Source organism: Oceanobacillus luteolus (assembly GCF_042678205.1).
In the GTDB taxonomy this organism is placed as follows: domain Bacteria; phylum Bacillota; class Bacilli; order Bacillales; family Amphibacillaceae; genus Oceanobacillus; species Oceanobacillus luteolus.
Map to the genome: position 1 here is coordinate 1 of NZ_JBHUDE010000017.1, position 14,467 is coordinate 14,467.

13 protein-coding genes are annotated in these 14,467 nt (G+C 41.2%); all 13 read left to right on the forward strand.

Annotated features, from left to right (window positions below):
* Positions 1-416 precede the first annotated feature (416 nt).
* The 13 genes from ACFSBH_RS04275 (at position 417) to ACFSBH_RS04335 (ending at position 14,029) form a co-directional block, all read left to right on the forward strand.
* The gene (locus tag ACFSBH_RS04275) at positions 417-1,616 is read left to right on the forward strand and encodes a sensor histidine kinase (protein WP_379596193.1); all 1,200 of its coding nucleotides are present in this window, start codon (positions 417-419) and stop codon (positions 1,614-1,616) included.
* Complete coding sequence (locus ACFSBH_RS04280; RefSeq protein ID WP_251512736.1) at positions 1,552-2,184, forward strand: response regulator transcription factor; 633 nt, start codon at positions 1,552-1,554, stop codon at positions 2,182-2,184. Before ACFSBH_RS04275 ends, ACFSBH_RS04280 begins: the two co-directional genes overlap by 65 nt.
* A 150-nt stretch (positions 2,185-2,334) precedes the next feature.
* Positions 2,335-3,267 (forward strand): ABC transporter ATP-binding protein, encoded by a 933-nt coding sequence (locus ACFSBH_RS04285; protein ID WP_251512734.1) that lies wholly within the window; start codon positions 2,335-2,337, stop codon positions 3,265-3,267.
* A 16-nt stretch (positions 3,268-3,283) separates the two neighbouring features.
* A complete protein-coding gene (locus ACFSBH_RS04290) occupies positions 3,284-4,546 on the forward strand; it encodes an ABC transporter permease (RefSeq protein WP_251512733.1) in 1,263 nt (420 codons plus the stop codon).
* The gene (locus ACFSBH_RS04295; RefSeq protein WP_251512732.1) at positions 4,543-5,634 is read left to right on the forward strand and encodes an ABC transporter permease; all 1,092 of its coding nucleotides are present in this window, start codon (positions 4,543-4,545) and stop codon (positions 5,632-5,634) included. Before ACFSBH_RS04290 ends, ACFSBH_RS04295 begins: the two co-directional genes overlap by 4 nt.
* Before the next feature lie 502 nt (positions 5,635-6,136).
* Positions 6,137-6,805, forward strand: a complete 669-nt coding sequence (locus ACFSBH_RS04300) for an aspartate/glutamate racemase family protein (RefSeq protein ID WP_251512731.1) — start codon at positions 6,137-6,139, stop codon at positions 6,803-6,805.
* A 36-nt stretch (positions 6,806-6,841) separates the two neighbouring features.
* The gene (locus tag ACFSBH_RS04305) at positions 6,842-8,194 is read left to right on the forward strand and encodes a TRAP transporter large permease subunit (RefSeq protein WP_379596197.1); all 1,353 of its coding nucleotides are present in this window, start codon (positions 6,842-6,844) and stop codon (positions 8,192-8,194) included.
* 42 nt (positions 8,195-8,236) lie between these two features.
* Entirely contained in the window at positions 8,237-9,388 is a 1,152-nt protein-coding gene (locus tag ACFSBH_RS04310; protein WP_251512729.1) for an NAD(P)/FAD-dependent oxidoreductase, read from the forward strand.
* A 65-nt stretch (positions 9,389-9,453) separates the two neighbouring features.
* Positions 9,454-9,711, forward strand: a complete 258-nt coding sequence (locus ACFSBH_RS04315) for a (2Fe-2S)-binding protein (RefSeq protein WP_251512728.1) — start codon at positions 9,454-9,456, stop codon at positions 9,709-9,711.
* A gap of 120 nt (positions 9,712-9,831) precedes the next feature.
* Positions 9,832-10,695, forward strand: coding sequence for a dipicolinic acid synthetase subunit A (gene dpaA / locus ACFSBH_RS04320; protein ID WP_379596200.1), 864 nt, complete (start codon positions 9,832-9,834; stop codon positions 10,693-10,695).
* 213 nt (positions 10,696-10,908) lie between these two features.
* Positions 10,909-11,808, forward strand: a complete 900-nt coding sequence (purU, locus tag ACFSBH_RS04325; RefSeq protein ID WP_251512726.1) for a formyltetrahydrofolate deformylase — start codon at positions 10,909-10,911, stop codon at positions 11,806-11,808.
* A 300-nt stretch (positions 11,809-12,108) separates the two neighbouring features.
* On the forward strand, positions 12,109-12,816 hold the full coding sequence (locus ACFSBH_RS04330) for an L-2-amino-thiazoline-4-carboxylic acid hydrolase (RefSeq protein ID WP_251512725.1): 708 nt from the start codon (positions 12,109-12,111) through the stop codon (positions 12,814-12,816).
* Positions 12,809-14,029, forward strand: coding sequence for a Zn-dependent hydrolase (locus tag ACFSBH_RS04335; protein ID WP_251512724.1), 1,221 nt, complete (start codon positions 12,809-12,811; stop codon positions 14,027-14,029). Before ACFSBH_RS04330 ends, ACFSBH_RS04335 begins: the two co-directional genes overlap by 8 nt.
* The last annotated feature ends 438 nt before the right edge of the window (positions 14,030-14,467 follow it).

Genomic DNA, 14,467 nt, shown 5'->3' on the forward strand with positions numbered 1-14,467 from the left:
TCTTCTAAATTTATAGTAATATTTATTTGGGTCATCTTTTCCTACCTCCATGTGTTGTTTTCTTGGTCGAAAATATTTTAACATGGGTCTGGAAGATGACCTATTATTTTATACCTTTTTACACAATTATAAGGACGTTATCGTGAATCGCGTCTGTTTTACGGTAAAACTTACAATAGAACAGTTCTCTAGTCACGAACAGCTTCCGTTTAGAGGTAAAACATGCAATAGAGCTCTTCTCTTGTCATGAATAAAATACATGGAAGTATCATTCCACCTCATTTTAAACATCATGAAATTCCCATCAGATTAAGCATCCTAAGCTGCCATTAATTTTATTCGCCTTCCTCTTCAAGCCTTCTAGACTTCCAACTATTATTATGCTACGTTTTTAACAGAGTGAAGGAGCGGAGAACATGAAAATCTATTGGATATGGCTAGGTATGAATTTCCTCATTTGGCCGTTGGCAATTCTTTATATGAATGAGCCGATCGAAGAGATGATGGGGAAATTGTTAGGTACAGCCCTTTATTTTATTCTGCTTTTTATTTTCCCGTTATTCGCAAAAAGACCGAAAGCATTGCTAGTACTTCTCAGTATAAATGGTATCTTGGCGATTCTGATCTTTAACCCCGGGAATGCTTCGGAATTCAATCCATTTCTTCTATTGGTATTGACATTAAATCTGGCAGAAGGTTTTTTCCGTCTGTCGTTACGAGCGAGTTTAATTCAGTCAGGTATCGTCCTCGCAGGTTTACTTATTGCTTTATTACTATCCGGACTAAACGTAATCACACAAGGTTTTGTCATCATTTACATTTTATTCTTAGTCACAGGATTCATTTATTATAAGAAAACACAGGAGCGCAAAGATGATCTGGAGGTCCGTTACGATGTGCTGATCAGTGAATACCGGAATGCAAGAAGGAGAAATGTAACGGAGGAAGAAATGGCGAGGCAGGAGGAACGGATGCTGATTGCGCATGAAATCCATGATTCAGTCGGACATAAGCTGACAGCCCTCCTCATGCAGCTTGAGGCTTATCGCATTCAAGTGCAAGAACAGGATAAGGAAAAAGTACAAGTTTTGAAACAGCTCGCAAGTGAAAGTTTGGAAGAAACGAGAAGGGCTGTAAAATCGCTGAAAGCTTCAGAGCCTGGAGGTGTGGCAGGCATCCTGCGATTAATCCGCAAACTGGAAACAGAGAGTTTTATGAGGTTCCACTTCTCTGTGAAACATGGGGCGTTCTCAGCACCACTATCGGGGGAGCAATCCTTCGTCATTTATCGTTCCGTCCAAGAGGCATTGACGAATATAATGAAGCACAGTGATACGAGAGTAGCGGAAATTTCATTTGAAGCACCGGGCGGCCGAATTTTCCGTTTTGAAGTGAGCAATAGTTTTACATCGGATCGGAAGTTTCAGGAAGGGTTCGGGTTGAAATCCATGCGTGAACGTCTCGAGAAGCATGGCGGTGAGTTGGAAGTGTATCAAACGGATGATCAATTCATCGTGCGCGGGACATTAGAAATAGATATGGGGGATGACAATGATTCGAATATTATTAGCGGAAGACCAGACGATGGTACGGCAAGGTTTAAAAATGATGATTGAGTCCGACCCGGAAATGAAAGTGACTGGGGAGGCGGGTAATGGAAAAGAAGCGATCTTTCTTTGTGAGAAACATGTATTTGACATTGTTATCCTTGATATCCGCATGCCAGTGATGGATGGGATTGAAGCGGCGAAAGTCATCCATTCACGTTGGCCGAATATGAAAACATTGATTCTCACGACATTTGACGATAATCAGTATGTTTTGGAATCGTTAAAGAGTGGTGTGAACGGCTATATTTTAAAGACAGGGGACACGGAATCTCTGCATCGTTCGATACGCAGTGCACTGACTGGGGGATTGTCAATTGAAGACCAGGTCGCTGCCAAAGTAATGCCACTTCTACTGAAAAAGGATGAAACTAACGAAGCCGATCCTACCCTGACACCACGAGAACGGGCGATTCTAAAATGTATCGGGGAAGGATTGAGTAATGGAGAAATCGCGGAAAGATTAGCGATATCAGTAGGTACGGTGAAGAATAATACGAGTCAAATCTTGAGCAAATTGGATTTACGGGATAGGACACAGCTTGCGATTTATGCGATACGCCATAATTTGGTGTGATGACAGGAATAAGTAATGGAAAAATGAATTAAAATGATGAAAGTAATGTTTACTTTATGCAATCGTGACTAGAGACAGTGTTTGTACTGTTTCTTTTTTTATACAGTAAAGAAGGTAAGACATTTAGTTCATATGAAGGAGTGTTTCGTTATGCTTGAAACAGTGGGTTTGAGCAAAACATTTAAAGAAAAGAAAGCCGTAGATGGCATTGATATGTATCTTGATGTAGGGGAATCTGTTGGTTTGCTTGGGCCGAACGGAGCGGGGAAATCAACGACGATCTCCATGATTGCTTCCTTGATGAAGCCGACTTCTGGTGATGTGCTTTTGAATGGGAAAAGTACGATTAAAAATCCGGCAGATATCCGTAAAGTGCTTGGGGTAGTTCCTCAGGAAATTGCTTTATATGAGGAATTATCGGCATATGAGAATCTGAAGTTTTTTGGCAAGATTTATCAGGTGAAGAAAGCAGAGCTGGAATCCCGTATTCAAGAAGTCTTGGATCTCGTTGGATTGGCAGAACGGCAGAAGGATTTGGTGAAGACTTTCTCCGGAGGGATGAAGCGGAGAGTCAATATCGCTGCCGCATTATTGCATCATCCAAAAATCATTATCCTCGATGAACCGACGGTCGGTATTGATCCGCAATCAAGAAATCATATTCTGGAGACCGTGCGCAGATTAAATGTAGAGCAAGGAACGACGGTGCTTTATACGAGTCACTATATGGAAGAAGTCGAGCAATTATGTGATCGCGTGTACATTATGGACCACGGTAAAATCGTAGCTTCCGGTACCCAATCCGAGCTGTTCAGTATTTTATCCAGTGAAGATACGTTACAAGTCCAATTCAGCAAAATCAGTGAAAACTTCCTGGAAGCAATCCGCGCGATTGAACATGTACGCCGTGTAGAAGAAACGGGAGATGGTGTCCGCATCATTTCGAAAAAAGGCAGCAATATGTTAAGTGAGTTAGTGCATGCTGCTGAAAGACATCATATCCAAGTGATTCACTTCCAACAAGAAGTACCAAGTCTCGAGGATGTGTTTTTACATTTAACTGGAAAAACATTGAGAGATTAGTGGGGAGGGAAAAGATATGGATTCATTTTTTATAAAAGATGTACTTGTGTTTTGGCGTGACAGAAAAGAGGTCTTATTAGCTCTGTTGCTGCCGATTGTACTGATCGTCGTTTTGAATTTTGCATTCTCCAGTATATTTGGAGTAGATGATCATTCGACGAACTTAGAAGTAGCGCTAATCCAAGAGGATGATACTGCAGCGGGAATAGAGCAGTTTGAAGTGTTGCTTACAGGTATGGAACTATCAGAGGAAGAAAAGCAAAGCTTCATGCAGCAGGCAGCACTATTTGCACCTGGTGATATCATCGTATCCTTTCTTCAAAACGATGATATGAAAGAGTGGATTCACTTACACGATATCAGTGAATCGGAAGCGATGACTCGAGTGGAAAATGGACACCTTGATGCAATTATTCGTATACCAGAAGGATTTACGTATGATGTATTAACCTCACTCGCATTGGGGGAGACATCCAATGCATCACTTGTTATTATGACAGAAAAAAGATCCTCCGAAGTAACGACATTACAAAATATAATGGATCAATTCCTCCGCACGATGAATTATCAGTTTGCGCTTGGAAGTATCACAGAGGGTGCGTGGACCGAACCTGATTTACCGACAGGTGGCAGGGAAGTGATGGAGAATGTGGAACCATACACGATGCTGCAATATTTGACGGTTGCAATGACTGCACTATTTGCTTTATTCCTATCTCAAACAGTAGCGATTAAAACATACACCGAAAAACGGGAGCATGTCTTTGATCGTATCATCCTTTCAAACAGCAACCCGATTCATTTTCTGTTAGGGAAGATGTTTGCCACCTTTTGTTTAGTTTGGCTGCAAATGCTGCTTACAATCGGTGTCGCACAAATAGCACTAGGTGTGTTTGAAGGAAAATCGATGGAGTTCTGGATTGGATTCTTTGTGATGATGACGATATATTCCTTAACGATAGCTGGACTTGCCGCATTATTCACGAGCTTAGCTTTAAATATAAAAGATATGAACATGGCAAACGGAATCATGTCACTCGTTGTCTTAACCTTTGGATTAATCGGTGGAGGATTCTTCCCGATCCAAGGACTTCCAGAGATGCTTCAAAACATGGGGGCTTGGGTACCAAACGGCATTACACAAATTGCGATGATCGAGTGGATCCAATTGAGCCAAGTAGAGAACTTGATTCCAAGTGCTCTCCTCTTGCTTGGTAGCTTTGTTGTCTTTTTTGCAATTGGGTATGTCACTTTTCCTAAAAGGGGGCGAAGCGTATGAAAGCAGTCATGTTGGCTCAATTTTGGAAAGATAAACGAGCACCATTCATCATTTTACTTTTCATGGCAATAAGTATCCTGTTAACGGTCATATTTGGCGATGCCGAGCGGATTGACCAGACGACTGTCGCCATATTCAGTTCAGAATCAGAAGAAATAGAGGAATTCTGGGAGCAACGGTTAAATGAAAGCAGTGATATTGAATTCGTCATAAAAGATGAAGAAGAAGCCCGTGAAGGTGTAATTCATGGAACGAGTGATGCAGCGGTACACGTCATGGAAGATGATTTTCTTTTGATTGCGAGTTCCAATAAACCGAGTATTCAAATGATAGAGCAGGAAGTTCATCAAGTGTTTCTTGAGGAAGCACAGCTGCAGGCGGTTGCAGGAAGTGGAAACATGGATGAACTGAGAACCGAAGTACAGGAATATATGAAAAATCCTCCGATCGAAGTGGAGACCAAGTCATTGGAGGGTGGGGCCATTGCAGATTATGATATGGGCATCCAATTACTATTTGGATTTACACTGTTTGCGTCGATGTTTACGATCGGATTTAAAGTTAATGGCATTACCATCGATAAGGCGAGTGGGGTATGGAACCGGATGATTCTATCACCTGTCAGCAAGACGAGCATGTACATGGGGCATCTCATTTATAGCTTTCTTGTAGGCTTTTTCCAAATATTGATGGTTCTCCTCATCTATGAATTTTTAATGGGATATGACTTAGGGAACTTCCTCATGATCGTAACCATTGCTGCCGTATTTGCACTCAGTATGGTAAGTGTTGCAATGCTGATTGCCGGTTTTGTCAAATCGCCAGAACAATTTTATATGATTTTACCTTCCATTCTGCCGATTATTCCTGTTGTCAGTGGCGTCTATATGATGCCGGGTACGATCACCAACCCTGTCTTACAATTTATCGGCGACATTTTTCCACTGTCCCATGCAGTGGAAGCGATGGTTGATGTGACGTTATTCCAGGCAAATTGGAATGATATTCTTCTGCCGATTGTGTTCATGTTATTGATTGGTGTCGTCGCTATGGGGATTGGAATTAACATGGTGGAGCGGAGAAGGTAGAAACATGGTTGAAGCCATATGAAGTAGATAAATGGGGACAAGTAAGCAAATAAGGATTTCTGGGGGGACATTCCAGAAATCCTTATTAGTTTTTCTATAACAAGATGTAGATGAAATATATGAAGAGAAACTATAGTACAGACAGAAATGTTGAGGAAATAACAAAGGCTACATGAAATCAGGATCTAAGAACGGTAATTATATGTTGAACGTCTATTATTAAATCGTCCATTTTTTAAAGTTATTGTGGAATAACAGGGTTTAAATATCATATTTATAATTATATTTATGTAAGCGTTATCCATAGTTTGTAATCAAACTTTCCCTCAATGATAGTTGTAGTTTTATCGTTTATAGAGTCGAAAACATGTTAAAAAAAATTGAAAAGAAGAGAGGTGAAAATAACTGCCCAAGTAAATTGTCGGAAGTGCTGTTACCGGATGAATCTAGTTCATATTTTCTGTTTCAAGCTTCCGCTAATTAAAGGTGCAGGGATGTCCAGATGACACAAGCAAAAATTGGCGTTCTCATGTTGGATACCAAGTTCCATCGACCAGTAGGCGACATTGGGAATCACGATACCTTTTCTTTTCCAGTCGTTTATAAAAAAGTGAAAGGGGCGAGTGTTGCACGGGTAGTAAAACAAGGCGACCCCAAGTTAATTATATCCTTCGTTAAAGCGGCAAGAGAACTAGAAAATGAAGGGGTAAAAGCAATTACAACGAGCTGTGGATTTCTTGCTTTATTTCAAAAAGAGATACAAAACCAATTATCCGTTCCTTTTTTCTCATCCAGTTTATTGCAAATACCGCTCGTGAGTATGATTGCCGGCGAACCGATTGGTGTCCTGACAGCTTCAAAATTGAGTTTGACAGCAGCACATTTTAAGGGAGTCAACGTCAGAAACGAATCGATCGTTGTAGAAGGATTGGAAGATATGCCGGCTTTTGCAGGTGCGATTATTGAAGAGGAAATCGAGTTGGATGAAAGAGCTGTTGCAGAAGAAATGCAACAGGTGACGACGGAATGGATTGCAAAAAATCCAGACTTAAAAGCAATTATTTTGGAATGTACCAATATGCCGCCATATAAACAGGCGTTAAGAGAAGTAACGGATTTGCCGATTTTTGATATTACAACCTTGGTAAATTATATCCATCAAGCCCTTTAGAAAGGGAAAATCATAATAAATCAAGGGGGTCAGGTGATGCTTGAAATCCTTATCCCGCTACTCTTGTTATTTAGTATTGCTTTGATTAAGCAAATACCGAAGATAGGCGGGAATATAAAGGTAGCTTTGTTGGTTGCTTCTATTTCTTCGGCGATTATTTCCGGACTTGGGCCGCTTGAAACGTTACTGGCGTTCGTTGATGGAATTGACCGGTTGTCCTGGGTCATCGCGCTATCGATTTTCGGGTCATTATATGCGGAGTCTCAAGTGAAGCTTGGGGCGATGGATACGACTTTAAATAGTCTCCGGTCTTTGTTTGGCGACTCGCCAAGAGGGCTGATTGCAGCAATATTCATTACACTAATTATCGCCGGTTCTTTTTTAGGGGATGCGATAGCGGCTGCGACAGTCATTGGATTCCTCGTTATTAACTCACTTCATGAATTAAAAGTGAAACCAGAACAAATCGGGATGATCATTCTTGTCGGGGCGTCAATTGGTTCTATTATGCCTCCGATTTCACAAGGAGTATTTCTTTCTTCTGCATTAGTCGGTATTGATCCGAGTCCTGTTATTAAACTTTCCTATCTTACGGTCGCGATTATCGGAGTTGTCGCTATACTAGAATCTTTCCGTTTTGTTCGTGGAAGAAAGATGCCGGACCATTTAAAAACTAGTAAATCGATTTCTCAAATTTTACGTGAACGCTGGAAGACCTTAATTCCGCTTGCTGTGTTAGTTGCCATCGTTATCGCTAATACCGGGTTTAGTTATAATATTTTTGAGGAATGGGCATTTTTTGCAGCAATTTGGAATCCACTGAAGGAGATTCCAATTTTACAAGGGATGACATTTCATGTGGTAACAGCAATTATCGTTGCGATTGTTGTCAGTTTTATTTTCCCATCGGTACGGAATCAGACAAAGGGTGTGTTGAAAGGCGGATTGTCAAAAGTTAATCAAACCGTGCAAATCCAACTTTGCGCTGGAATCATGGTAGGGGTCTTTTATGCATCTGGTCTCATTGATAAGGTAGCTATGATGACAGAAGGGCTAACGGCTTCGATGGTGAAGATTGGGGGCGCCTCTTCCATGGTGATTATTGGGATGCTCACCGGTTCCCAGACAACCGCCCAATCGGTCACCGTTCCCTTTTTGGGGCCAATAATGGAAAGTATGAATGTTGATCCGACTTTAATCTCACTCGGTGCTTCTCATATTGCAGCAGCCGGCCAGAATATGCCACCTGTTGGACTGACTGCATTTGTTGTTTGCGGATTAATCGGTGGAATTCTCAACAGACAAGTGGATCCACTTAAAGTGATGGTCCTAGCTTTACCAAACTCTTTGTTATTTTTAGCGATTGGACTACTCGTCTGGTTTATTTAAGAAGCGATGCGAGACTTAAAATATGAGTGGTAGGGGGTGCCTATGCGTCAGAAAGTAATCGTAATAGGAGGTGGACTGATTGGTACATCTACCGCCTATTACCTTGCGAAATACGGGGTGGAAGTCACACTAGTGGAAGCAAAAGATATCGCGTCGGGAACTTCAGGAGCTTGTGATCGTGCGATTATGCTCCAATCAAAAAATCCTGGACCAACATTAGAGCTTGCCATTAAAAGTGCTAACATTTATGAAAAACTGGAAGACGAACTGGAAGTGGATCTTGAATATAGAAAAAGTGGTGGAATGATCATCATTGAAACGCTGGAAGAAATGCAGGCAATGGAGCATATGGTGGAGCGCCAGCAAAAAGCCGGAATTGACGTTAAGCTCATTTCGGGTGAGGAAGCAAGGAAATGGCAACCGGGATTATCAAACGATATCATTGGTTCCACTTGGTGGGAAGGGGATGCAGAAGTCAACCCGTTGAACGTTTCCTTTGCATTTGCCAATGCTGCCCGAAAACTTGGAGCGGAAATCAGACTGAATTCACCGGTGAAACGTCTGATTACAGATAATAACCGGGTGATTGGAGTGGAAGTTTCTGGGGAGCGGATCTATGCGGATGCAGTTGTAGTGGCAATGGGGGTATGGACTCCAATGATGCTAAAGCCGTTAGGGGTGGAAGTGCCGATTATTCCAAGGCAAGGACAAATCCTTGTGTCTGAGAAACTTCCATCCTTTCTTCAAGTTGGTATTCTCAGTGCTTCCTATATTTCGAATAAATTAAAGAAAAACCATGAGGATGATAAGAAAGATCCGTTTGGAGTAGGTTTGGCAATTGGACAAACACATAGTGGCACCCTATTAATTGGTGGTTCCCGACAATTTATCGGATATGATAAAACGGAAACCAATCCAGAGATTACGAGAAAGATAGGTGAGGCAGCTATTCGGGCATTTCCTTGCTTGAAAAAAGTCCGAATGATTCGGTCCTTCACTGGTCTACGTCCCTATACACCGGATGGAAAGCCAATTTTGAGTCCAGTTTCCGGAATCGATAGCTTGTATATCGCAGCTGGGCATGAAGGAGATGGAGTGGCACTTTCCCCTATATCAGGAAAAATCATGGCGCAAGTTGTATGCGGGGAAAAGCCTGAAATGGATATCCGTTCCTTTTCTTTAAGTCGATTTTAAGCAAGAGGAGTGAATATGGTTTGTTCAGAAAAAATGAATGAATTTGGGGGAAGAGGTTTTTTTAAATGGATGACACGATTATTTGCCGTTGTGAAGATGTTTACCTTTCAGAAATACTAGGTGCAATAGAGGAAGGGGGCAACAGTTTCCCGGGAATTAAAAAAAGGGTTCGAGTTGGGATGGGATACTGCCAAGGAAGAGTTTGCCAACCGATGGTGAGCAATATTCTCTTAGCAACTTGTCAACGTAATACAAGACCGGTTCTCCAGCGTGCGCAACCCCCGATACGGCCGGTCCTATTAGGCGACATCATAAAAAAATAGGTGGTTGAATTTTATTCGTACTCCCTTGAAGCTGCGATCATTTGTTAAGATTGAAATACCAATCCATTTTAATAAATCATTACATCTAATAATAGACTGAAGAATGAAGGAGGTGTTCCTTTGGCCAAGCGATCAAAACTTTTCATCATAGGTGGGGACCAAAGGTATCTAGAAGTAATCAATCAATTGGCTGCAAAAGATATTGTAATTTATTTAGATGGGTATGACCAACTGACATTTTCCGATTCCAATATCCATAACGAAGTTCCCGGTGATTTCAGCCAAATTGATGCGATTTTAATCCCGTTAAACGGAACAGATAAAGCAGGTAAAGTGGAAGCGGTGTATTCGGATCAATCTGTGGAACTATCACTGGATATGTTAAAACAGACGCCGGAGCATTGTGTCGTATACACCGGTATTTCAACGGACTATTTAGATGAGGTCTGTGGATTAGCGGACAGAGAGCTGGTATGTTTGACCGACCGGGATGACATTGCCATTATGAATTCTATTCCTACAGCTGAAGCGACGTTACATCTTGCCATTCAAGAGACAGATTTTACGATACATGGGTCAGATGTAATGGTGCTAGGCTTCGGCAGAGTTGGTATGACGGTAGCCAGACTGTTTGCGAATGTAGGGGCCAAGACCCGCGTAGCTGTCAGGAAAGATACCGACTTTGCAAGAATAACTGAAATGGGAATGCAGCCGGTTCAGATTGGTGAGATAGCTGAACATATGGCTGGGGTTGATATCTGTATCAATACCATACCTCATTTGATTTTAGATGAGCATGTTCTTTCACAAGTTGAAATATCTACTCTCCTTCTTGATCTCGCAAGCAAACCTGGAGGTATAGATTTCAAGTTTGCTCATAGAAAGGGATTGAAAGCAATTCATGCTCTTGGACTGCCGGGTAAAACCGCACCAAAAACAGCTGGAAAAATAATAAGCGACGTTTTGTACAGGTTGTTAGCTTGAAAAAGGAATGCGATGTTGGTGCATCTGACAAGTTATGTTTACTATCAATCACATTGAAATGATGTTCTGAAAAGAGGAGCAAGGAAATCTAAATAGTTCTTCCTCCATCGACGATTTCCGATATGGTGAAGATTTGCGCTCATTTGCTTGACGCTTTTAATAGAATTACATAAAGTGTCTAGTGAGTAAATAAATTATAGGCGAGGGAAGAACATGCATACCTATTCAGAGAATAAAATAAAAGCATATCAACAAGAAAATGAGAACCGGGCACGGTTATTAATACGATGCCCAGATCAACCTGGCATAGTTGCGACAGTATCCCAATTTCTCCATGAGCACGGGGCCAATATCGTGACGTCCGACCAATATACCCTAGATCCAGAGGGCGGGCAATTTTTCATGCGTATCGAGTATGAGTGTCCCGACTTATTGAAAAAGAAAAGCAACATGGAGAAGGATTTTTCTCTGATTGCAGATAAATTTGAAATGAATTACGACTTCATGTATGTGCATGATATAAAAAATGTGGCGATTTTTGCATCGAAAGAGCCGCATTGCTTGCTTGAGCTCCTATGGGAGTGGGAAAGTGGAGATCTGATGGCTAATATTGCAGTTGTCATCAGTAACCACGAAACGGTAAGAGAAATGGTAGAATCACGCGGTATTCCATTTTACTACATTCCAGCAAACCCTGAAATTCGCAAGCAAGTAGAAGAGGAACAAAAGAAGATACTAGAGCAATATGATATTGATCTTGTCGTCCTTGCGCGTTATATGCAGATTTTGACACCAGATTTTGTAAAAGAATACAAGAATCGGTTAATCAATATCCATCACTCTTTCCTACCTGCATTCATTGGTGCGAAGCCGTATGAGCGCGCATTCCAACGAGGAGTGAAGATGATTGGTGCCACGTCACATTATGTGACGGATGATTTGGATGAAGGTCCGATTATCGAGCAGGATATCGGTCGAGTGGATCATCGGGATGATGTGGCTGCAATGAAGAAAATAGGACAAGAGATTGAGCGCAGCGTTCTGTCCCGTGCAGTAAAATGGCATTTGGAAGACCGCATTATTGTTCATGGGAATAAGACAATCGTATTTTAATTGTTGTGCTCGTAAATGCAAGTCAATTTAAATTTTCATAGGTAACAAAAAACAGAAGCTGCCGAATGAGGACAGCTTCTGTTTTTCATCCGGGGACATTAAATTGAAAACAGTAGGATATAGATGAAAAACGTACTTGCTTTTACTGTTTATTTTATTTACAAGGAATCATGTTCTTTAACTTCTATTAATCAGATGCATTTAATTTAGATCTAGTTTTCTATATAATAGAAGATGTTAGTTTAATTATCAGACGACTGTTACTATTTTAATTTGTAAATGAATGGAGGGGTGCTAAGAATGAGTGAAGCGAAAATAAATATCCCACCGCTTTCTATGCATGCAATCACAGCAAGATTATTTACACATGTTGAAAAAGCTGTGGTAGCAAAATTTGGTGAAGAAGCAAAAGAATTGATTGGAAAAGGTCTAGAAATCTTCGGTTACAAAGATGCAGAAGAGATTGCTAAAGATGCCACGTTGAAAAATGAAAATCATATTCTATTTGACTATATTCCAGCAGACCACCAGACGGAAAGAAAATATGAAAACCTGACAATCTATGCTTTAATGGCCAAGCTCTTTGCTCAGATTGCGAAACAAGTTGTTGATACGTACGGCCCGGATGGAAAAGATGCTGTGAGGGAAGGTGTCCGGACATTCGGTGAAGAACGTGGCAGAGGAATCGCACAGCGAGCACGCACGAATGGTGAGAATAATACTATTGAAAACTACTTAACGAACTACGATATGGAACGAAGCGATTTATTCGAATATACGACGGAATATCGACCAGAAGTCATTGAACAAAACTTCACTGCTTGTCCTTTTGGCCAACAATGGGCAGATGATAATATGCATGAATACGGCATTTTGTATTGCCAAATGATCGACCCAGCGGTTGCGAGAGGATATAACCCGAAATTCGAAGTAGAGCATGACAAATATATTTTAAGAGAAGGCAACTGCCACTTCTTATTCAAATTAAAGGATGAATCAAATGATTAATGGTAATCGGTTAAATAAACATATCGAAGAACTTGCAACAATCGGTGGCACGGAAAATGGTGGCGTCACCCGCTTTTCGTATTCAGAAACGGAAAGAGAGGCAAATGAGCTTGTCAAACAGTATATGGAAGCAGCTGGTTTAACCGTGGAGGAAGATGCAGTCGGAAACGTGATTGGAAGCCTGGATGGCGACAAGAATCTTCCGGTTATCATCATTGGTTCCCATATCGACACCGTACCAGATGGTGGGAAGTATGACGGAGCTTTAGGTGTACTGACGGCAATTGAAGTCATTCATTCTCTAACCGAAAAGGGAGAGCGGCTGAACCATCCGGTAAAAGTCATTTCATTTAAAGATGAGGAAGGCAGTCGCTTTGGATTCGGGATGATTGGAAGCAGAGCAGCAGCTGGTATACTAACCGAAGCCGATTTGGAATATACAGACGATAATGGGATTACAATCAAACAGGCGATGGAAGATGCAGGATTGAAGCATACTAATTTCCAACAAGCTATCATCGACAATATTAAACTTTATTTAGAAGTCCATATTGAACAAGGGAAGATACTCGAAAGCAATGAAATGCCTGTTGGAAATGTGACAGGAATTGCCGGCCCGCTTTGGCTTGAATTCACGCTGAAGGGGCTCGCTGAACATGCGGGGACAACCCCAATGAACCAACGGCAAGACGCCCTTGTCGGAGCGAGTATCATCATCTCTGAAATTGAGAAAATCGCATCACGCACAGACACGACTGTAGCTACTGTCGGTAAACTGAACGTCAAACCTAACGGGACAAATGTCATTCCTGGAGAAGTCCAATGGAACGTCGATATCCGGGATATTGATGAAGCGAAGAGAGATGTGGTTGAAGAGCAAATTAGAACGTTTGCTAATCAAGTAGCCGATGAACGTGGTTTAGAATTAACAATTAACGAACTGCAACGTGTGGAGCCCGTTCTCTGTGATTCTCGTATCCAGGAAGCGATTAAGAAAGGTATTCAAGAGGAAGTGGATGGGGAAGCTATTTCCCTTCCAAGCGGTGCCGGCCATGACGGCATGCAATTTAAACATGTCGCGCCTATCGGAATGATTTTTGTAAGATCCAAAGATGGCATCAGTCATAACCCTAAAGAATTCACGTCAGAAGAAGATATTGAAAAAGCGGGGAATGTACTGTATAGAACGTTGTTGGAGTTGGATCGGGAGTAGTTGGTCCTGTTGAGGAATGCTGATGTTTCTTGTGAATATGCTGAAGTTCACAATTACCAAGTCACTCCTTTTATAGTGCATCCTGGATAATTATTACACGAAAAAGGAAGATGCCCTTCATGACATCTTCCTTTTTTTGTTTTTAAAAAATATTTTACTAGAGTCACTCTCTGACGTTTCCAAACTGTGGTAGAAGTAATATTCCGGATCAATGTAGAGAAACGTTTTGAAGTTGTATTATAGTGAATTTTATGCGAATTGAATATTTTATATTGACACCGCTTTCAAATGATTATACACTTAATTTACCGATTGTACAAAGTTGTTTCTTTTTAATACTGATTTTATATGGTCTCCATAGAAAGATATTTTAATTTGAAGGGAGTTGGAAAGCTTTCTTAGTGCACTGGAGGGACAAAGTTCCGGTTGGCAATCGAT